This window comes from Cupriavidus sp. CER-90, from assembly GCF_057652055.1.
The window spans coordinates 985,923-1,004,313 of record NZ_JBYGYM010000001.1; the positions used below are offsets into that span (position 1 = coordinate 985,923).

At 67.6% G+C, this 18,391-nt stretch carries 17 protein-coding genes; 16 read left to right on the plus strand and 1 reads right to left on the minus strand.

Going from position 1 to position 18,391, the window contains the following annotated elements:
* Window positions 1-155 precede the first annotated feature (155 nt).
* Genes AC24R4_RS04410 through AC24R4_RS04445 form a run of 8 tightly spaced genes read left to right on the plus strand, consistent with a single transcriptional unit; the run spans window position 156 to window position 8,622 of the window.
* Window positions 156-2,408 (plus strand): O-linked N-acetylglucosamine transferase, SPINDLY family protein, encoded by a 2,253-nt coding sequence (locus tag AC24R4_RS04410; RefSeq protein ID WP_487522349.1) that lies wholly within the window; start codon window positions 156-158, stop codon window positions 2,406-2,408.
* Window positions 2,405-3,178, plus strand: a complete 774-nt coding sequence (gene rfbF / locus AC24R4_RS04415; RefSeq protein ID WP_092599413.1) for a glucose-1-phosphate cytidylyltransferase — start codon at window positions 2,405-2,407, stop codon at window positions 3,176-3,178. The genes AC24R4_RS04410 and rfbF overlap by 4 nt, the downstream gene beginning before the upstream one ends.
* 20 nt (window positions 3,179-3,198) lie before the next feature.
* Window positions 3,199-4,254 (plus strand): CDP-glucose 4,6-dehydratase, encoded by a 1,056-nt coding sequence (gene rfbG, locus AC24R4_RS04420; protein WP_487522981.1) that lies wholly within the window; start codon window positions 3,199-3,201, stop codon window positions 4,252-4,254.
* On the plus strand, window positions 4,251-5,504 hold the full coding sequence (locus tag AC24R4_RS04425) for a methyltransferase domain-containing protein (protein ID WP_487522350.1): 1,254 nt from the start codon (window positions 4,251-4,253) through the stop codon (window positions 5,502-5,504). The genes rfbG and AC24R4_RS04425 overlap by 4 nt, the downstream gene beginning before the upstream one ends.
* Window positions 5,501-6,061: a dTDP-4-dehydrorhamnose 3,5-epimerase gene (rfbC, locus tag AC24R4_RS04430; protein WP_487522351.1), complete on the plus strand. Its 561-nt coding sequence runs from the start codon at window positions 5,501-5,503 to the stop codon at window positions 6,059-6,061. The genes AC24R4_RS04425 and rfbC overlap by 4 nt, the downstream gene beginning before the upstream one ends.
* A gap of 28 nt (window positions 6,062-6,089) precedes the next feature.
* Entirely contained in the window at window positions 6,090-7,160 is a 1,071-nt protein-coding gene (locus tag AC24R4_RS04435) for an FkbM family methyltransferase (protein WP_487522352.1), read from the plus strand.
* 8 nt (window positions 7,161-7,168) lie between these two features.
* Window positions 7,169-7,978, plus strand: coding sequence for an NAD-dependent epimerase/dehydratase family protein (locus tag AC24R4_RS04440; protein ID WP_487522353.1), 810 nt, complete (start codon window positions 7,169-7,171; stop codon window positions 7,976-7,978).
* On the plus strand, window positions 7,969-8,622 hold the full coding sequence (locus tag AC24R4_RS04445; RefSeq protein WP_487522354.1) for an LbetaH domain-containing protein: 654 nt from the start codon (window positions 7,969-7,971) through the stop codon (window positions 8,620-8,622). Before AC24R4_RS04440 ends, AC24R4_RS04445 begins: the two co-directional genes overlap by 10 nt.
* A gap of 108 nt (window positions 8,623-8,730) precedes the next feature.
* On the opposite strand, the gene fliE is transcribed toward AC24R4_RS04445, so the two are convergent.
* Window positions 8,731-9,054: a flagellar hook-basal body complex protein FliE gene (gene fliE, locus AC24R4_RS04450; protein WP_400394289.1), complete on the minus strand. Its 324-nt coding sequence runs from the start codon at window positions 9,052-9,054 to the stop codon at window positions 8,731-8,733.
* 359 nt (window positions 9,055-9,413) lie between these two features.
* On the opposite strand from fliE, the gene fliF reads away from it, so the two are divergent.
* The 8 genes from fliF (at window position 9,414) to alkB (ending at window position 18,310) form a co-directional block, all read left to right on the plus strand.
* Window positions 9,414-11,099 (plus strand): flagellar basal-body MS-ring/collar protein FliF, encoded by a 1,686-nt coding sequence (gene fliF, locus AC24R4_RS04455; protein ID WP_400394287.1) that lies wholly within the window; start codon window positions 9,414-9,416, stop codon window positions 11,097-11,099.
* Window positions 11,086-12,105 (plus strand): flagellar motor switch protein FliG, encoded by a 1,020-nt coding sequence (gene fliG, locus AC24R4_RS04460; RefSeq protein WP_092599392.1) that lies wholly within the window; start codon window positions 11,086-11,088, stop codon window positions 12,103-12,105. Before fliF ends, fliG begins: the two co-directional genes overlap by 14 nt.
* Window positions 12,092-12,967, plus strand: a complete 876-nt coding sequence (gene fliH, locus AC24R4_RS04465; RefSeq protein ID WP_400394285.1) for a flagellar assembly protein FliH — start codon at window positions 12,092-12,094, stop codon at window positions 12,965-12,967. Before fliG ends, fliH begins: the two co-directional genes overlap by 14 nt.
* Window positions 12,960-14,411, plus strand: coding sequence for a flagellar protein export ATPase FliI (gene fliI, locus AC24R4_RS04470; RefSeq protein WP_400394283.1), 1,452 nt, complete (start codon window positions 12,960-12,962; stop codon window positions 14,409-14,411). The genes fliH and fliI overlap by 8 nt, the downstream gene beginning before the upstream one ends.
* Window positions 14,404-14,856, plus strand: a complete 453-nt coding sequence (fliJ, locus tag AC24R4_RS04475) for a flagellar export protein FliJ (RefSeq protein ID WP_400394281.1) — start codon at window positions 14,404-14,406, stop codon at window positions 14,854-14,856. The genes fliI and fliJ overlap by 8 nt, the downstream gene beginning before the upstream one ends.
* A 16-nt stretch (window positions 14,857-14,872) precedes the next feature.
* The gene (locus tag AC24R4_RS04480) at window positions 14,873-16,375 is read left to right on the plus strand and encodes a flagellar hook-length control protein FliK (protein ID WP_400394279.1); all 1,503 of its coding nucleotides are present in this window, start codon (window positions 14,873-14,875) and stop codon (window positions 16,373-16,375) included.
* Between the two features lie 166 nt (window positions 16,376-16,541).
* Complete coding sequence (locus AC24R4_RS04485; RefSeq protein WP_400393839.1) at window positions 16,542-17,612, plus strand: alpha/beta fold hydrolase; 1,071 nt, start codon at window positions 16,542-16,544, stop codon at window positions 17,610-17,612.
* 35 nt (window positions 17,613-17,647) lie between these two features.
* Window positions 17,648-18,310: a DNA oxidative demethylase AlkB gene (gene alkB / locus AC24R4_RS04490; RefSeq protein WP_400393841.1), complete on the plus strand. Its 663-nt coding sequence runs from the start codon at window positions 17,648-17,650 to the stop codon at window positions 18,308-18,310.
* Window positions 18,311-18,391 lie beyond the last annotated feature (81 nt).

The following is an 18,391-nucleotide window of genomic DNA, read 5'->3' on the forward strand; positions in this document are numbered from 1 at the left end:
GCCGCAAACGGCACCCTTGCGGCGCCCGGCTTGAAATAGCGCCAATTTCGGCCCGTGTTCCGGCCGCTGGCGCAGAACGTCCCTTGTTACTGTGCAGGCATCGATCAGCCCGTCCGTTTCGCACGGGTCGACACCGCGCCTTCGCACACAACGCCATGAACAAGAACGTTTCGATGGGTCCCGCGCAGCGGATGATCCAGCACGCCTGGAATGCCTACAACGCCAACAAGTATGCGGAAGCCCTGAAGCACGCGCGGGCCGCCAAGCGCATTTCCGGGACAATGCCCGATGGCTATTACCTCGAATCGCTGGCGCTTTCGGGCCTGAACCACAATGAAGAGGCACTGCGCCTGGCCGAGGCGGGGGTGCGCCGCTTTCCGAACCACTCGGGCTTCCTGGGCTTGTGCGGCGCGCTCGAAGTCCAGCTGGAGCACTACGACAAGGGCATCCCACTGCTGAAGCGCAGTCTTGAACTGCAGCCCGCATCGGGCCATCTCTGGCAGACGCTGGGCACGGCCAGCTTCTACAACGGCGACTATTTCGAAGCGCGTCTGGCGGGCGAAAAGGCCGCGGCGCTGCTGCCCAACGACCCGGTCGCGGTTGGCAACTACGCGGCGGCATTGCGCGAATCGGGCAGCACGATCGAAGCGATCCCGGTCTTTCGCCACGCCTGCGCCCTCGATCCCACGCAGCGCGTGAACCGGTCCAACCTGCTGTTCTCGCTGCTCTATGACGAAACCATCGGCGCCGAGGAATTGCGCCGCGAGGCCACGGACTGGGCGCAGACACTGGCTCGCACCAAAATCGACGGCCCGGAAATGCAGCCCAGCGAAGGCCAGCGCATCCGGATCGGCATCCTGTCGAACGACCTGCGCCGCCACGCCTGCGCATACTTCCTGATCCCGCTGATCGCCAACCTGGACCGCACCCGCTTCGAGGTGCACCTGTTCTCGCTGTCGAACGTCAACGACAACATCACGAAGAAGATCCGCGTCTACGCCGAAGGCTTCCACAGTCTCTTCAAGATGTCCGAGGCCGAAGTCGTCAAGGCGGTGCGCGCCCAGCGGTGCGACGTGATGATCGACCTTGGCGGCTATACCGGCGCGTCGCCGCTGACCTACATGGTGCAGCGTCTGGCGCCCAAGCAGCTCACCTGGCTCGGCTATCCCGGCACCACGGGCATGGCGCAGATCGAGTACCGGGTGACGGACTGGACGGCCGACCCCGAGGGCTTCGACCACAACTACACCGAAAAGCTGCTGCGTGCGCCGGTGTTCAGCGCATTCCACCCGATCGTCACCAACCCGCTGAATATCTACGACGCCCGCTACCGCGTGCAGCCGACGCCGGCGCTCGCCAACGGCTATATCACCTTCGGCTCGTGCAACACCATCGCCAAGCTCGGTCCCAAGACCATGCGGCTGTGGAGCGCCGTGCTGGCGCGCTGCCCGAACTCCAGGATGCTGGTGGAAGCAGCCGGCTGCGACAAGGACGGCGTCCGCGAGATGCTGTATGAACGCATGGCCGCCTACGGTATCGACACCTCGCGCGTGGAGCTGATCAACCGCGACGGCAACAACCAGTACGTGACCTACCACCGGATAGACATCGCACTCGACACCGCACCGGTCACGGGCGGCACCACGACCTGCGATGCCATCTGGATGGGCGTGCCCGTGGTGAGCTTCGCCGGGGGAACGTTCCACCAGCGCGTATCGGCGCCATTCCTGCACGCGGCCGGCCTGGACGAACTGATCTGCGACACCGAGGAACGCTACGTGGAAGTGGCCTGCGCGCTGGCTGCCGACGTGCAGCAGCTCGACAACATCCGCCAGTCGATCCGCCCGCGCGCCGAAAGCAGCGAAATGTTTGACGCCCCGCGCTTTGCCGCGTGGTTCGAGGACCAGCTGGCCGAAATGTGCAGCGAGACCAAGCCGGTGGCGCCACGGACCGAGCCGCGCCAGTCGGGCATCTACTTCAACGGCCAGTGGTATCCGGCCGAAACGTTGCTGATGTCGGTGGCCGCCCACATCCACCTGGGCGAATGGCAGGCCGTGCACAACGTGCTGGAAAACCTGACATCGACCTGGTATCGCCACTGGGCCGTGGCCTATGGCCTGGCCGAGTACAAGTACCACAACGGCGCACCGGACACGGCGATCGAGCTGCTGGTGGAAGCCATCGGCATGCGCCCCTACGCGCTGCCGCTGTACCGCAAGCTGGCCGCGTGGCTTGACGAGCAGCAGCTCGACAAGTCCGGCCTGGCGGCGCTGCTGCAGGAACAGTTCGGCCTGACGATGGCCGCGCTGGAAGCCTCGCCGCCGCCCAACGCCTTCGAAGTGCTGGGCATTTCGCTGGATCTGCCCGTCGCCGAACCCGCCACCGAAGACGCAGAGGTAACCGCATGAAAGCCGTCATCCTGGCCGGTGGCCTTGGCACCCGGATCTCTGAAGAATCGCACCTGCGCCCCAAGCCGATGATCGAGATCGGCGGCAAGCCGATCCTGTGGCACATCATGAAGATGTACTCGGCGCATGGCGTGAACGAGTTCGTGATCTGCCTGGGCTACAAGGGCTACGTCATCAAGGAATACTTCGCCAACTACTTCCTGCACATGTCGGATGTGACGTTCGACATGCGCGAGAACCGCATGGCCGTGCACCATCGCAAGGCCGAGCCGTGGAGCGTGACGCTGGTGGACACCGGCGAGGATTCGATGACCGGCGGCCGCCTGCGCCGCGTGCGCGAATACCTGACGCCGGGCGAGGCATTCTGCTTTACCTACGGCGACGGCGTTTCCGACATCGACATCAGCCGCGAAATTGCCTTCCACCGCTCGCACGGCCGCCGCGCCACCGTCGCCGCCGTGCAGCCGCCGGGCCGCTATGGTGCGCTGGAACGTGGCGACAGCGAACTGGTCAGCGGCTTCACCGAGAAGCCGCGTGGCGACGGCGCCTGGATCAATGGCGGCTTTTTCGTGCTGCAGCCCGAAGTGATCGACTTGATCGAGGACGACAGCATGTCGTGGGAAGAGGCCCCGATGCGCGAACTGGCCCGCAGCGGCCAGATGGCCGCCTTCGAACACACCGGCTTCTGGCAGCCGATGGACACGCTGCGCGAGAAGAACCTGCTGGAGGACCTGTGGCAATCGGGCAAGGCACCGTGGAAGATCTGGTAACGGCCGGCACCCCCGCCGGCGTGTTCGCGGCCTATCGCGGCCGGCGCGTCTTTGTCACGGGTCACACCGGCTTCAAGGGTGCCTGGCTGGCCCTGCTGCTGGCGCGCTTCGACGCGCAGGTGAGCGGCTACGCGCTGGCGCCGAACACCGAACCGAGTCTGTTCGATGCCGCCGACGTGCGCGCGGCGCTGGTGCGCCATACCGTCGCCGATATCCGTGACGCCGCCACGCTCGCGCGAGCCATGCAGGAAGCGCAGCCCGAGATCGTGCTGCACCTGGCGGCCCAGCCACTGGTGCGCGCCAGCTATCGCGATCCGGCGCAGACGTGGTCGACCAACGTGATGGGCACCGTCAACGTGCTGGACGCCGTGCGCGCGTGCGCGTCGGTGCGCGCCGTGATCGTGGTCACGACCGACAAGTGCTACGACAACAAGGAATGGCTCTGGGGCTACCGCGAGACCGATCCGCTCGGCGGTCATGACCCCTACAGTGCCAGCAAGGCCGGCACCGAACTGGTGGCCGCCAGCTATCGCAAGTCATTTCTGGCCGAACGTGGCGTGCTGCTGGCGACTGCGCGCGCCGGCAACGTGATCGGCGGCGGCGACTGGTCCGAAGACCGCCTGATCCCCGATGCTGCGCGTGCGGCCGCGGCCGGACGCACGCTGGAGATCCGCAGCCCGCAGGCTACCCGCCCGTGGCAACACGTGCTGGAAGCCCTGCACGGCTACCTGCGCCTGGGCAGCCGCCTGCTCGATGGCGACGCCGCCATGGCTGACGCTTTCAATTTCGGGCCCGAGCCGCGCGACAACCTGCCGGTCGCCGCCGTGCTGGCCGGCCTGCAGTCGCATTGGCCGGAACTCGACTGGAAACACTGCCCCCCGCCGGGCGCCGCGCCCCACGAGGCGCGCAACCTGTATCTCGACGCCGCGCGCGCCCGCACCGAACTGGGCTGGATGCCACGATGGACGCTGCAAGAGGCGCTGGCCGCCACGGCCTGCTGGTATCGCACCGTCCAGATGGACCCGACCCAGGCGCGCGCCATCACTGAACGACAAATCGGCCAATTCTGCGCATGACCGCTCAACCCAACGCTCACCCCGCGAACTGCCGCGCCTGTGGCGCGCCGCTGACGCACACCATGGTGGATCTCGGCCTGTCGCCGGTCTCCAACGCCTTCATCAGGCCCGAGAACATCGCCCAGGGCGAGATGTTCTATCCGCTGCACGCGATGGTCTGCGACAGCTGCTGGCTGGTGCAGTTGCGCGACGCCACGCCGGCCGAGACCCATTTCCACGACGACTACGTGTACTTCTCGTCGTTCTCGACCTCGTGGCTCGACCACGCGCGCCGCTATGTCGAGTCGATGACCGCCCGCTTCGGGCTGGGACCGCAAAGCCGTGTGATGGAGATCGCCAGCAACGACGGCTACCTGCTGCAGTATTTCCACCAGAACGGCGTGCCCTGCCTGGGCATCGAGCCATCGGCCAACACCGGTGCCGCCGCACGCGCCAAGGGCATCGACAGCCGCGAACTGTTCTTCGGCGAGCGCACCGCCCGCGCGCTGAGCGTGGAAGGCTGGCAGGTGGACCTGCTGCTGGGCAACAACGTGCTGGCCCATGTACCCGACATCAACGACTTCGTCGGCGGCATGCCGCTGGTACTCAAGCCCGAAGGCGTCGTGACGCTGGAGTTCCCGCACCTGCTGCGCCTGCTGGAGCAAAACCAGTTCGACACGCTGTACCACGAGCACTACTCGTACCTGTCGCTGACCGCCCTGGTGCCGATCCTGGCGCGTGCCGGCCTGCGCGTATTCGACATCGAGCACCTGCCCACGCACGGCGGCAGCCTGCGCCTGTTTGCGTGCCACCAGCGTGCGAAGCACGACACCACGGCGGCCGTACAGGCCTGCCTGGACGAGGAAACGCGTGGCGGCCTGAACGCCACCGCGCGCTACACGGCATTCGCCGAGGGCGTGCGCCGCGCGCGCATCGACCTGCTGGCCTTCCTGATCGACGCACGCCGCCAAGGCAAGCGGGTGGCCGCGTATGGCGCGGCCGCCAAAGGCAACACGCTGCTGAACTACTGCGGCATCGATGCCGACCTGGTGGAATACGTGGTGGACCGCAACCCCGCCAAGCAGGACAAGCTGCTGCCCGGTTCGCGCATCCCCGTGTTCGCGCCCGAGGTCATCGACACCCGCAAGCCGGACTACCTGTTGATCCTGCCCTGGAACATCAAGGACGAGGTAACGGCGCAGATGGCCGGCATCCGGGCCTGGGGCGGCCGCTTCGTGGTGGCCATCCCCGAAACCGTGGTGCTGCCGTGATCTTCACGCCTGCCCGCATCGCCGGTGCCTGGATCGTCGACCCCGAACCACTGGCCGACGACCGTGGCTTCTTCGCGCGCACGGTCTGCGTGGACGCGTTCGCGGCCCACGGCATCGATGCGCATTTCGTGCAGCAGAGCGTGTCGCGCAACACGCGGGCGGGCATCCTGCGCGGCATGCACTTCCAGCGCGGGCCGCACGCCGAGGACAAGCTCGTGCGCGTGACCACCGGCGCGGTCCATGACGTGATCCTGGACCTGCGCCCCGATTCGCCCACGTACCTGCAATGGCAGGCCGTGGTGCTCGATGCCGAGGCGCAGCGGGCGATCTTTATTCCGAAAGGCGTGGCGCATGGCTTCCAGACCCTGACGCCGCTGTCCGAGGTGTTTTACCAGATGACGGTGCCGTTCGCGCCCGGCAGCAGTGCCGGCGTGCGCTGGGACGATCCCGCCATCGGCATTGCCTGGCCCGGCTGCGCGGATCGCCTGATCTCCGCCAAGGACCTGGCCTTGCCCACGCTGGCCGAACTGGCCGCGCAACCCCAACTTTCACCCTGAACACTGACTACCCCAAGCGGAGCCACCCATGACGACTGAACATTTGCAGAAGCTTTCCGACGCATTGCGCACGGTGGGCGGCAGCGCCGCCGCCCGAGACAAGGTCATTGCCCTGTGCAAGAGCATCGAGCAGGACCTGGACACCTACGAAGGCAGCGTGCGCGACGACATCACCGGCCCGATCGTCGATGCGATGTACAACGAGACCTCGCGCCTGCGCAAGACGCTGGCCGACGGCACGGTCTTCGAGTTCCTGTACCGCACCAAGATCGCCCGCGACTTCCTGATGAGCACCCCGGCCGCACCGGACCACGTCTGGGAACCGCAGACCACCAAGCTGCTGGTCAAGCTGTGCGAGCGCGGCGGCCATGCCGTGGTGGGCGGCGCCTACTTCGGCGACCAGGTGATCCTGATGGCCCGCCAGCTGGCCCGTGCCGGCGGCACGTGCCACGCCTTCGAGCCCAATGCCGACCAGCTTGGCATGCTGCGCAACAACGCGGAACTGAACAAGGTGGAGAACATCCGCAGCTGGCGTCTGGGCCTGTGGTCGGACAGCACCACGCAACTGCGCCTGGAAGGCCACGATTCTTTCGCGCATGCCGTGCACAGCACCGGCCCTGCCGGCGACGACAGCTTCAAGACGGTGACGATTGACGACTACTGCGCCGAGCAGAACCTGGACAAGCTCGGCCTGATCATGCTCGACATCGAAGGTGCTGAGCTGAACGTCTTCAAGGGCGCCGCCAAGCAACTGGCCCGCCCCGCCGGCGAAGCGCCGAACCTCGTGTTCGAGGTGCACCGCCACTACGTGGACTGGAGCCGCGGCCTGGAAAACGCCGAGATCATCCAGCTGCTCAAGGGCTATGGCTATCACGTGTACGCGGTGCGCGACTTCAACTCGAACGTCGACATGCAGGGCCGCCCAGTGGAACTGGTGCCGGTGGACAACGTGTACCTGGAAGGCCCTGCGCACGGCTTCAACATGGTGGCCGTGAAGGACCCCGCGCTGCTGCAAGGTCAGGGCTTTGCCGTCGTGCCGGGCGTCAGCCCCAAGCTGCTGTGGCACCGTGACCCGGCGCTGCACCATCCGGCCAACTGAGGATCGCAATGCGTTGCACGGTAATCGGCGGCGCCGGCTTTGTCGGTCGTCGCCTGGCCGACACGCTGCGGCGTGCCGGCCACGAGGTCTGGGTGCCGGCGCGCGGCGACCGCGCGCTGTTCACCCGCGACCTGGGGCACGTCTACTACTGCGCGGGGCTCACCGCGGACTACGCCGCACGGCCCTACGACACGGTGGCCGCGCACGTCACGTTGCTGGCCGACGTGCTGCGCGCCAACCGCTACGAGCACCTGGTGTACCTGTCGTCGACCCGTCTCTACGACACGTCCCAGCTGCCCGTGGGCGACGAAGCGGCAGCCCTGACGCTCCAGCCAGCCAATCCGCGCGCGCTCTATGACTTCTCGAAGGGACTGGGCGAAAACCTGTGCCTGACCGTGGCAGCCGGCCGCACCGCCGTGGCACGCCTTTCGTGCGTGTTCGACTGGGCGCCGGCGTCGCCGGGATTCCTGTCGGAATGGCTGATGCGCGCCGCCACCGAGCGCACGTTCCGGCTCGACAGCGACTCCGGCTTCGTGCGCGACTACATCCATCTCGATGACGTGGTGGATGCGCTGGTTGCCATTTCCACGCGCCACGCCGGCGGCATCTTCAATGTCGCCAGCGGCGAGAACGTATCGAACGGCGATCTGGCCGAGGTGTTCAACGCCGGCGGCTGGGACATTGCCCTGGCACGCCACTCACCCGCGCAACGGGCCGCGGCATGCAGCACGGAGGCACTGCGCGCGCTTGGCGTGGCCCCGCGCGACGTGCGTTCGGTGGTGGCACGCTACCTGGAAGGGGTTCGCCCATGGAACTGATCGGACAGACCCGCGAATCGCTCGCGGCCTATACCTGCGCGCAGGTGGCCAACCTGGTGCCGGACGGCCGGGGCGATGCGCTGCTGCCCGTGGTGTCGCGCCATATCGACGAGGCGCTGGCCCGCACCGGCCGCTGCATCGACGCGGTGCGCATGTGGCGCCCCGGCCAGTTCAACTACCTGCATTCGTCGCAATATTGCCAGTACCTGTACTACCTGGCCAATACGATCTGGCGCCAAGAGCGCAACGGCGAGGCGTGCACGAAGCTGTTCCTGCTCAACAAGGCCCTCAACGCCATCGACCTGTTCTACGAGATCGAGATGCCGGAGGTGTTCTTCATCGGCCACTCGGTGGGCATCGTGCTGGCCAAGGCCACCTACGGCAACTACCTGGTGCTGTACCAGAATTCCACGGTGGGCAAGAACCACGGCGTGGCGCCCGTCATTGGCGAGGGCGTGGTGATGTATCCGAACACGGCCATCATCGGCCGCAGCCACGTGCGCGACAATTCGGTGGTGGCCCAGGGCGTGAGCGTGCTCAACCGCGAAACGCCCGGCAACTGCCTGATCTATGCCGGGCCCGCCGGCAGCCTGGTGTGCAAGCCGGCCGGGGAACGCGCGGCCGAGGAATACTTCCGCGTCTGAACCGTATTCCTGCCCGCCCGGGCGGGACCCTCCCAAAGGTAAAAAAGGCCATGCCGCTTACGCGCGCATGGCCTTTCCGTGCGTGGCGCGCCGGACGCATACCGGACGTCAGACCGGCATGTTCATCATTTCCTGATAGGCCGCCGCCAGGCGGTTGCGCACCTGCACGGTGGTCTGGAACGAAATGTTGGCCTTCTGCATGTCGATCATCACGTCGTTGAGCGACACGCCGGGCTTGCCCACTTCGAAGGCCTCGGCCTGGCCGTAGGCGCGTTCCTGGGTGGCGTTCAGGCGTTGCAGCGAGCGTTGCAGTTCGCCCGCAAAGCCCGCTGTGGCCGCCGAATTCGCGGCCTGGGAGGTGGTTCCGCCGCCAGCCACCTGCGCCAGGCCGCGCAGTTGGTGGAGCATGCCCTCGATGGAAGAAATGGTCATGGCACGTACAGGTTGGTCAGTCGGGACAGGATCAATGTGACGAAAACACTACTCGCCATCCTGTTTCAGCCCTCGCACTGTACTGGCCGCCCGCTTCCTTCCAAAGGCTGAAATCGGCGGAAAAACATCGCCTATTCAGCCGATTGTTCCTCGGCCGTCTGCCCGATCATCGCTACCGTGCCGGATCTGGCGGATCGACGCGTTTCTTGTCTCGCCGCCTGACTCCATGGAATTCAACTAACGCGGGGAGTGCGCGTGTTTTTTCAGCAGCGTAAAGTGAGCCGTGCCGAGATGATTAACGGCAGCGAAGGCCTGAGTGGTAAGGGCAGGGAATGCCCGGCCAAGCCGGAGACGCGCGCATGAACGCGGCCGCCACCCTGCCGAACGGCGCGGCCCTGGTCGAAAAGCTCAAGGGCAATCCGCGTCTGCCCCTGATGCTGGGCGGCGCGGCGCTGGTTGCCGCCATTGCCGTGGGCGTCATGTGGTCGCGCCAGCCGGACTACAAGGTGCTGTACACCAACCTGTCCGAGCGCGACGGTGGTGCAGTGATCCAGTCGCTGCAGCAGATGAACGTGCCGTACAAGTTCGCCGAAGGCGGCGGCGCCGTCATGGTGCCGGCCGACAAGGTTGCCGAGACGCGCCTGCGCCTGGCCAGCCAGGGCCTGCCCAAGAGCGGTACCACGGGCATGGAACTGATGGACAACCAGAAGTTCGGCATCAGCCAGTTTGCCGAGCAGGTGAACTACCAGCGCGGCCTGGAAGGCGAGCTGGCCCGTTCGATCGAATCGATCGGCGCCGTGCAGTCGGCCCGCGTGCACCTGGCCATCCCCAAGCCCACGCTGTTCGTGCGCGAACGCCAGAAGCCCACCGCGTCGGTGGTGCTGCAGCTCTACCCGGGCCGGGCCGTTGACGAAGGCCAGGTGGCCGCGATCACGCACCTGGTGTCGTCGAGCGTACCCGAACTGACCCCGAAATCGATCTCCATCGTCGACCAGCACGGCAACCTGCTGTCCGGCAGCAGCGACCGTTCGATGGACGCCACCCAGCTCAAGTTCGTGCAGCAGGTGGAACAGAGCTACGTCAAGCGCGTGGAATCGATCCTGGCCCCGATCCTCGGCAAGGACAACGTCCACGCCCAGGTCACGGCCGATATCGACTTCTCGTCGGTCGAACATACCGACGAGAGCTTCAAGCCGAACCAGGACCCGACCAAGGCGGCCATCCGCAGCCAGCAGACCAGCGAATCGAACCAGCAGGGTGGTTCCGGCGTGGGTGGCGTGCCCGGCGCGCTGTCCAACCAGCCGCCCGCCGCCGCCGTGGCCCCGGTCACCACGCCGCAGCCGCCGCGCCAGCCCGGCCAGCCGAACCCGCCGGCCCAGGCGCAGCCCAACCAGGCCACGCAGACCGCCGAAAAGACCGGCCCGAGCAGCAACCGCCGCGACGCCACCACCAACTACGAGCTCGACCGTACCGTGCGCCACGTGCAGCAGGCGCCGGGCGGCGTGAAGCGCCTGTCGGTGGCCGTGGTGGTGAACTACCGCAGCAAGGTCGACGCCAAGGGCAAGCCGGTCACCGAGGCGCTGTCCGCCAAGGAACTGGCCCAGATCGAGAACCTGACCAAGGAAGCGATGGGCTTCTCGGCCGATCGCGGCGATTCGCTGAACGTGGTCAACAGCCCGTTCACGGCCGACAACAAGACGGAACCGGAACTGCCGCTCTGGAAGCAGCCGCAGATGATCGACCTGGCCAAGACCGGTGTCGGCTACCTGCTGCTGGCCCTGCTGGCGATGTTCCTGTGGTTCAAGGTGGCGCGTCCGGTGCTGCGCAAGTACACCACGCCGGCCCTGCCTGCCACCACCGAGGCCACGGACGCCACCGCAGCCGAAGCCGCGCTGCCGCCGCCGGAAGAGGAAACCAATCCGGAAGTGCTGCGCCTGGCCGCGAAATATGAAAGCGATCTCGCCCTGGTGCGTGACGCCGCGCAACGCGACCCGCGCCTGGTCGCCAGCGTAATCAAGACCTGGATGGCAAATGACGAAGGCTAACGCTAGCAAGGGAGCGGCCGACAAGGGCCTGCAGAAGAGCGCCATCCTGATGATGGCGGTGGGCGAGGATTCGGCCGCCGAGGTGTTCAAGCACCTGTCACCGCGCGAAGTGCAGCAGCTGGGCTCCGCCATGGCCAACCTGTCGGCCGTGACCCGCGAGGAAATGGCCGAGGTGCTGGCCGAGTTCCGCGGCGAGACCGAGCAGTACCTGGCCCTGAACGTCGATTCGAGCTCGTTCATCAAGAGCGTGCTGAACAAGGCGCTGGGCGAGGAACGCGCGCTGTCGGTGATCGAGGACATCCTGGAATCGCGCGATCCGGGCGGTGGCATCGATTCGCTGAACTGGATGGAAGCCAACACGGTGGCCGAGCTGATCAAGGACGAACACCCGCAGATCATCGCCACCATCCTGATCCACCTGGACCGCCAGAAGTCGTCCGAAGTGCTGGGCTTCTTCACCGAACGCCTGCGCAACGACGTGGTACTGCGTATCGCCACGTTCGGCGGCGTGCAGCCGGGCGCGCTGCAGGAACTGACCGACGTGCTGACCAAGCTGCTGGCAGGCCAGAGCCTGAAGCGCAGCCGCATGGGCGGTGTCCGCACGGCGGCCGAGATCATCAACCTGATGAGCACGGCCCACGAGGAAGCGGTGATCGACGGCGTGCGTACGCACGACGCCGACCTGGCGCAGAAGATCATCGACGAGATGTTCCTGTTCGAGAACCTGATGGAAGTGGACGACCGCGGCATCCAGCGCGTGCTCAAGGAAGTGGCCACCGAATCGCTGATCGTCGCGCTCAAGGGCGCGCAGCAGGAACTGCGCGACAAGTTCATCCGCAACATGTCGACGCGTGCCGGCGAAATGCTGCGCGAGGACCTGGAAGCCCTGGGTCCGGTGCGTGTGTCGCAGGTCGAGGCCGAACAGAAGGCCATCCTGCAGGTGGTGAGACGCCTGGCCGAGGCCGGCGAAGTCCAGATTGGCGGAGGCGACGATGCCTACGTTTGAACGCGGCTTTGCCGCAGGCCGCGGCCCGGGCCGCGGCGATCCCGGGTTCTTTGGCGCGCCCAGCGCGCCCCAGGGCGCCGGCGGTCTTTCGGAAAAGCCATCCGGCGGGCTCTCCGGTGGACTCACCAATGTCCACCGCAGCGACGAAGGCTTCCAGGGTTTCGAGGCGCCCGTGCGGTCCAGCCTGGGCGGCGACGCCTGGAAACGCTGGCAGCCCGAATCGCTTGACCCGCGCGACGCGCTGAAGAAGGCGCTGGCCGCGCAGTTGCCGGTCGAGCCCCCGCCTCCGCCGCCGATCGACTTTGCCGCGCTGGACGCCATGCGCGACGGCGCCCGCAAGGAAGGCTACGCGCAGGGCTACACCCAGGGCCAGACCCAGGGCTACGGCGACGGCCACCGCGAAGGCTATGCCCGCGGGCTGGAATCGGCCCGCAGCGAAGCCGCCCGCCTGCAGGAACTGGCCGGCAACTTCCGCGACGCGCTGGGCCGTGTCGATATGGAAATCTCCGACGCGCTGATTTCGCTTGCGCTCGACGTGGCACGCCAGCTGGTGCGCAAGACGATGGAAATCGATCCGGCCGCGCTGGTGCCGGCCGCGCGCGAACTGATCAACGCCGAGCCGCCGCTGTCCGGCGCGCCCTGCCTGCTGCTCAACCCCGAGGACGTGGCGCTGGTGGAGACCCACCTGAAGGGCGAGCTCGAAGCCGCCGGCTGGACGGTGCGCGCCGATGCCACCGTGGCGCGCGGCGGCTGCATCGCCAGCGCCGCCAGCGGCGAACTCGACGGCACGCTGGCCACGCGCTGGGAGCGCGTGATCAAGGCCCTGGGCCGCAACGATCCGTGGGAGCCCCCGCATGCATGATCCCCAGGCGACGGCGCCAGACACCGCCTCCGCTGCCGCCCATACCGGCCGCTGGCGCGATGCGCTGGCCACCGCTTCGTCGAACATCGCCGAGATCGACAGCAAGCGTGCCTGCGGCCGACTGACGCGTGCCGCCGGCCTGGTACTGGAAGCCGTGGGGCTGCGCATGCCCGTGGGCAGCGACTGCCTGATCGAACTGCCGGGCGGCCAGCATTCGCATGGCGGCCCGCGCACGGCCGAAGCCGAAGTCGTGGGCTTTGGCTCCGATCGCCTCTACCTGATGCCGCAATCCGACGTGGCCGGCCTGGTGCCGGGCGCCCGCGTCTATCCGCTGGAACCGTCGCCGCTGCCCAAGGGCGTGAGCGCCCCGCGCGAGCCGGGCTCGAAGCGCCTGCCCGTGGGCGATGGCCTGCTGGGCCGGGTGCTGGACGCAGCCGGACGTCCGCTAGACGGGCTGGGCCCGATCACCGCCGCCAGCGAAGTGCCGCTGTCGGGCGCGCAGATCAACCCGCTGATGCGTGCCCCGATCGAAACGGTGCTCGATACCGGCGTGCGCGCCATCAACGGCATGCTGACCGTTGGCCGCGGCCAGCGCATGGGCCTGTTCGCAGGCTCCGGCGTGGGCAAGTCCGTGCTGCTGGGCATGATGGCCCGCTACACGAACGCCGACGTGATCGTGGTTGGCCTGATCGGCGAACGCGGCCGCGAAGTGAAGGAATTCATCGAGAACATCCTCGGCGAGGAAGGCCGCAAGCGATCGGTGGTGGTGGCCGCGCCGGCCGATTGCTCGCCGCTGCTGCGCATGCAGGGCGCCGCCTACGCGACGCGCCTGGCAGAGTATTTCCGCGACAAGGGCCAGCACGTGCTGCTGATCATGGATTCGCTGACCCGTTACGCGATGGCCCAGCGCGAGATCGCCCTGGCCATCGGCGAGCCGCCGGCCACCAAGGGCTATCCGCCTTCGGTGTTCGCCAAGCTGCCGACGCTGGTGGAGCGCACCGGCAACGGCCCCGAAGGCGGCGGCTCGATTACCGCCTTCTATACCGTGCTGACCGAAGGCGACGACCAGCAGGACCCGATTGCCGATTCGGCGCGCGCCATTCTCGACGGCCATATCGTGCTGTCGCGCAGCCTGGCCGAAGCGGGCCACTACCCGGCCATCGACGTGGAAGCGTCGATCAGCCGTGCCATGACCGCCTTGATCGAACCGCCGCAATTTGCCTCCGTGCGGCGATTCAAGCAGTTGATGTCGCGCTACCAGCGCAATCGCGACCTGATCAGCGTGGGCGCCTACGTGCCCGGCAACGATCCGGAGCTGGACCTCGCGATCCGCCTGCATCCGCGCATGGAGGCATTCCTGCAGCAGGACATCCACGAGCGCGCCGACTACGAGGTGTCGATCGCCCAGCTGCACGCGACCATCGGAGCAACCCACCATGGCTAAGACATCGCCGATCCACACCCTGGCCGACATCGCCCAGGACAATACGGACAAGGCCACGCGCGAGCTGGGCCGGCTGCAGGGCCTGCGCACGCAGGCCCTGCAGCAGTTGCACGCGTTGACCGAGTACCGTCACGAGTACCGCGCGCGCATGCAGGTCATTGCTGCCGAAGGCATGACGTCCAGCCGATGGCAGGATTTCTCGCGCTTTCTCGACTCGCTGGACCATGCCATCCGCCAGCAGACCGCCGCGCTGGACAAGGCCGAGGCCGACCTGCTGGCCGGCCGCGCCAACTGGCAGCAGCAGAAGCGCCGCCAGAATTCCTTCGACACGCTGATCACGCGCGCCGAAGTGCGCGAACAACAGATCGCCACGCGCCGCGAACAGCGGGCCAACGACGAATACGCGGCCCGCATCGCACGCCAGCCGGCGAGCGGCCAGAACTGACCTGCCAAAGACCACAATGATCGATATCAGCCAGATCGTCGGCAACACCGCCGCAGCCCTCGGAAACCTCAAGTCGCCGGACGCCGGCAAGGTTGGCGATGCCAACCCGTTCCAGGATGCGCTGTCGCGCGCACGCCAGGATGGTCAGCAGTCCGCGCCGGCCGCCGCGCAGGCCAAGGTCCCGGCCAAGGATGGCAAGCAGGCCGACGCATCGAAGGGCAGCGCCGCGCAAAAGCCGCAGCAGCCCGCCGCCAACAATGCGCTGCCGCAGAAGGACACCGGCAAGGTGGCCGCCAAGGGCGAGCCGAAGACCGACGAGGCCAAGGATGGCGAGACCGACGACACCGCATCGACCGATGCGGCAGCGGCCGCCGCCGCACTGGCCGCTGCCGCGCTGCTGACGCAGCCCCCGGTCCCGCAGGCCCCTGCCGCCGCCAGCACGGCCGGCGTCGACACCAGTGCGATCAACGGCCTGCCGACGCTGCCGTCGGCATCGGGCACGGCGCAGGGCGCCAGCGCATCCGCTGCCGCCGCTGCCGCCGCGGCCTCCGCATCCACCGCAGCCGCCGCGGCCGATCCGGCCGCCGATGCCGCGGCCTTGCAGGCACAGGCCGAAGCCAGGCTGCCTGCCGCCACCGTGGACACGGCCGCCAAGGGCGCCACCGCCAGTCCGGCCGACACGCTGGCGCTGATCGCCCAGCAACGCGCCACGCTGCAGAACACCGCACCGACGACTGCGGACAAGATCGCCGCCACCGTCACCGCGCCGGCCCAGGCCGCCGCACAGGACGCCCGTGGCCAGGGCGCCGGCCACCAGCATGCAAACCTGGGCCATCAGAACCAGCCGGCCCTGACGCCGGCCGGCGACGCCCCGGCCAGCCAGCCGGCGCAGGCCCCGGTCACGCCGTTCGCCGTCGCACAGGCCAGCGCACGCACCGGTGAAGGCGTGGACACGGGCGCGACGAATGCCAGCAGCGCCGCCACCATCGCGTCGGCCCTTGCCGCCCAGACGCCGGCCCAGGCCGCCCAGGCCAACGCCGCCGCCGTTGCCGCGCGCCCGGTCATCGCCCCGAACGTCGGCGACAGCCAGTGGTCGCAGGCACTGGGCCAGCAGATGGTGCGCCTGTCCACCCAGGGCAACCAGACCGCCGAACTCGATCTGAACCCGCCCAACCTGGGTCCGCTGAAGGTGGTGCTGAACGTGGTCAACGATCAGGCCCAGGCGCAGTTCGTATCGCCGCACCAGGCCGTGCGCGCCGCCGTGGAGGCCGCGCTGCCGCACCTGCGCACGTCGATGGCCGAAGCGGGCATCCAGCTTGGCCAGACATCGGTGGGCGCCGACAGCTTTGCGCAAGCCAACTCGGGTGGCCAGCAACAGCAGCCGCAACGCCAGGCCGGCAACGGCGGCAGCTTCGGCCAGGCCATGGGCTTCGGCAACGACACGGCGGCGCCTGCCGCTCCCGCCACACCGCGCGCCCCGCGCACCCTGGCACGTGGCGAGGTCGATACGTTCGCCTGACGCACTGGGTCGTGCCGACCCCGCAAAGCCCGCCCTTCCCCCCGTCTTGCGGGAAGGCGGGCTTTTTTCATGCTGGCAACCCGGAACTTAAGCGCGCACGGGGCGGTCATTTGAGCGACGATATCCCCGCCCGTCCACTCGATCCCTCGCCCCCTGGCCAATGACCATGCCCAGCCTTCGCCCGCCCCTCGTTCGTCCGACCCAGCTTGCCGCGCTCGCGCTGGCGGCCACCTTCGCAACCCTCACCACCCTCGCCCCGCCCGTCCACGCGGCGGCCGGCGCCACCGATGGCGGCCCCGCCTACGGCCCCGAGCTGGAAGGCTTCGACTACCCCTATCCGGTCCAACGCTACAAGTTCTCGTCGCAGGGACAGCCCCTGGAGATGGCGTTCATGGACGTCAAACCCGAAAAGCCGAACGGCCGGGCCGTGGTGCTGCTGCACGGCAAGAACTTCTGCGGCGCCACGTGGCAGGAGACCATCCGCCAGCTCGGCGGCGCCGGATACCGGGTGGTGGCGCCCGATCAGGTGGGCTTCTGCAAGTCGACCAAACCGGCGCACTACCAGTACACGTTCCAGCAACTGGCGCGCAACACGCACGACCTGCTGGCATCGATCGGCATTCGCGACGTCACCGTGATGGGGCACTCCACCGGCGGCATGCTGGCCATGCGCTATGCGCTGATGTATCCGCAGGACACGAAGCAGCTGGTGCTGGTGAACCCGATCGGGCTGGAGGACTGGAAGGCCAAAGGTGTGCCCTCGCTATCGGTGGACCAGTGGTACGCCCGCGAGCTGAACACCACGGCCGATCGCATCCGCAACTACGAAAAGTCCACGTACTACGTGAACCAATGGAAGCCGGAATACGAGCCGTGGGTGCAGATGCTGGCTGGCATGTATCGCGGCCCGGGCAAGCAGATCGTGGCATGGAACTCCGCCCTGCTCTACGACATGATCTACACCCAGCCCGTGGTCTATGAAATGGGCGCCATCCAGGCCCCCACGCTGCTGATGATCGGCGACAAGGACACCACGGCCATCGGCAAGGACGCCGCCCCGGCCGACGTGCAGCCAAAGCTGGGCCGCTACCCCGAGCTGGCCCAGACCACGGCCAAGGCCATCCCGAACACGACGCTGGTGGAATTCCCCGAAATGGGCCACGCCCCGCAGATGCAGGACCCGGCGGCGTTTCACAAGGCCTTGCTGGAAGGGATGGAGAAGGCGCAAATACGCTAAATTGGGCGCATTCCCCGCCCCGATGTGCGGTTGCCATGACCTTCGAGCTCTTCGACGCCCTTCCTGCCGATCCCGATACGCCGCCAGCCGTTGAGCCGTTGGGGCCCGGTGCCGTTGTCCTGCGGGGCTTTGCGCGTGACATCGGGCCCGCGCTGCTGCAGGCGGTGGGCGAAGTCAGCGCCGGCTCACCGTTCCGGCACCTGATCACGCCGGGCGGGCTGCGGATGTCGGTGGCGATGACCAATTGTGGCGAGCACGGCTGGGTGTCCGACCGTACCGGTTATCGCTATGACCCGGTCGATCCCGATACCGGGCGGCCCTGGCCGGACATGCCCGGCACTTTCCGGCGCCTGGCGCTCGATGCCGCCGAGGCGGCCGGGTATCCCGGTTTTGTGCCCGATGCGTGCCTGATCAACCGCTATCTGCCCGGTACACGGCTTTCACTACATCAGGACCGCGATGAACTCGACTTGCGGGCGCCCATCGTGTCGGTGTCGCTGGGCTTGCCGGCCATCTTTCTGTGGGGCGGCCTGCGCCGGGCCGACCGCCCGTCGCGGGTGCGGCTGGCGCATGGCGACGTGGTGGTCTGGGGCGGCCCCTCGCGGCTGGTGTTCCACGGCATCGCGCCGCTTGCCGCGGGGGACCACGCGCTGACCGGCGACGCACGCATCAACCTGACGTTCCGCAAAACACGCTGACCCGCGCGCGGCAGTTGCCCGCTTCATCAGACAACCATACGATAGCGGCTCAGCACTTTCGCTCATAAAACAAGACCGGCG

Coding starts and splice junctions, on each gene's coding strand:
- AC24R4_RS04480 (WP_400394279.1), top strand. CDS start 14,873: ATGATCGATATCAGCCAGATCGTCGGCAACACCGCCGCAGCCCTCGGA.
- rfbF (WP_092599413.1), top strand. CDS start 2,405: ATGAAAGCCGTCATCCTGGCCGGTGGCCTTGGCACCCGGATCTCTGAA.
- fliG (WP_092599392.1), top strand. CDS start 11,086: ATGACGAAGGCTAACGCTAGCAAGGGAGCGGCCGACAAGGGCCTGCAG.
- AC24R4_RS04435 (WP_487522352.1), top strand. CDS start 6,090: ATGACGACTGAACATTTGCAGAAGCTTTCCGACGCATTGCGCACGGTG.
- fliJ (WP_400394281.1), top strand. CDS start 14,404: ATGGCTAAGACATCGCCGATCCACACCCTGGCCGACATCGCCCAGGAC.
- alkB (WP_400393841.1), top strand. CDS start 17,648: ATGACCTTCGAGCTCTTCGACGCCCTTCCTGCCGATCCCGATACGCCG.
- fliH (WP_400394285.1), top strand. CDS start 12,092: ATGCCTACGTTTGAACGCGGCTTTGCCGCAGGCCGCGGCCCGGGCCGC.
- AC24R4_RS04445 (WP_487522354.1), top strand. CDS start 7,969: ATGGAACTGATCGGACAGACCCGCGAATCGCTCGCGGCCTATACCTGC.
- AC24R4_RS04410 (WP_487522349.1), top strand. CDS start 156: ATGAACAAGAACGTTTCGATGGGTCCCGCGCAGCGGATGATCCAGCAC.
- AC24R4_RS04425 (WP_487522350.1), top strand. CDS start 4,251: ATGACCGCTCAACCCAACGCTCACCCCGCGAACTGCCGCGCCTGTGGC.
- AC24R4_RS04485 (WP_400393839.1), top strand. CDS start 16,542: ATGCCCAGCCTTCGCCCGCCCCTCGTTCGTCCGACCCAGCTTGCCGCG.
- fliF (WP_400394287.1), top strand. CDS start 9,414: ATGAACGCGGCCGCCACCCTGCCGAACGGCGCGGCCCTGGTCGAAAAG.
- fliE (WP_400394289.1), bottom strand. CDS start 9,054: ATGACCATTTCTTCCATCGAGGGCATGCTCCACCAACTGCGCGGCCTG.
- fliI (WP_400394283.1), top strand. CDS start 12,960: ATGCATGATCCCCAGGCGACGGCGCCAGACACCGCCTCCGCTGCCGCC.
- AC24R4_RS04440 (WP_487522353.1), top strand. CDS start 7,169: ATGCGTTGCACGGTAATCGGCGGCGCCGGCTTTGTCGGTCGTCGCCTG.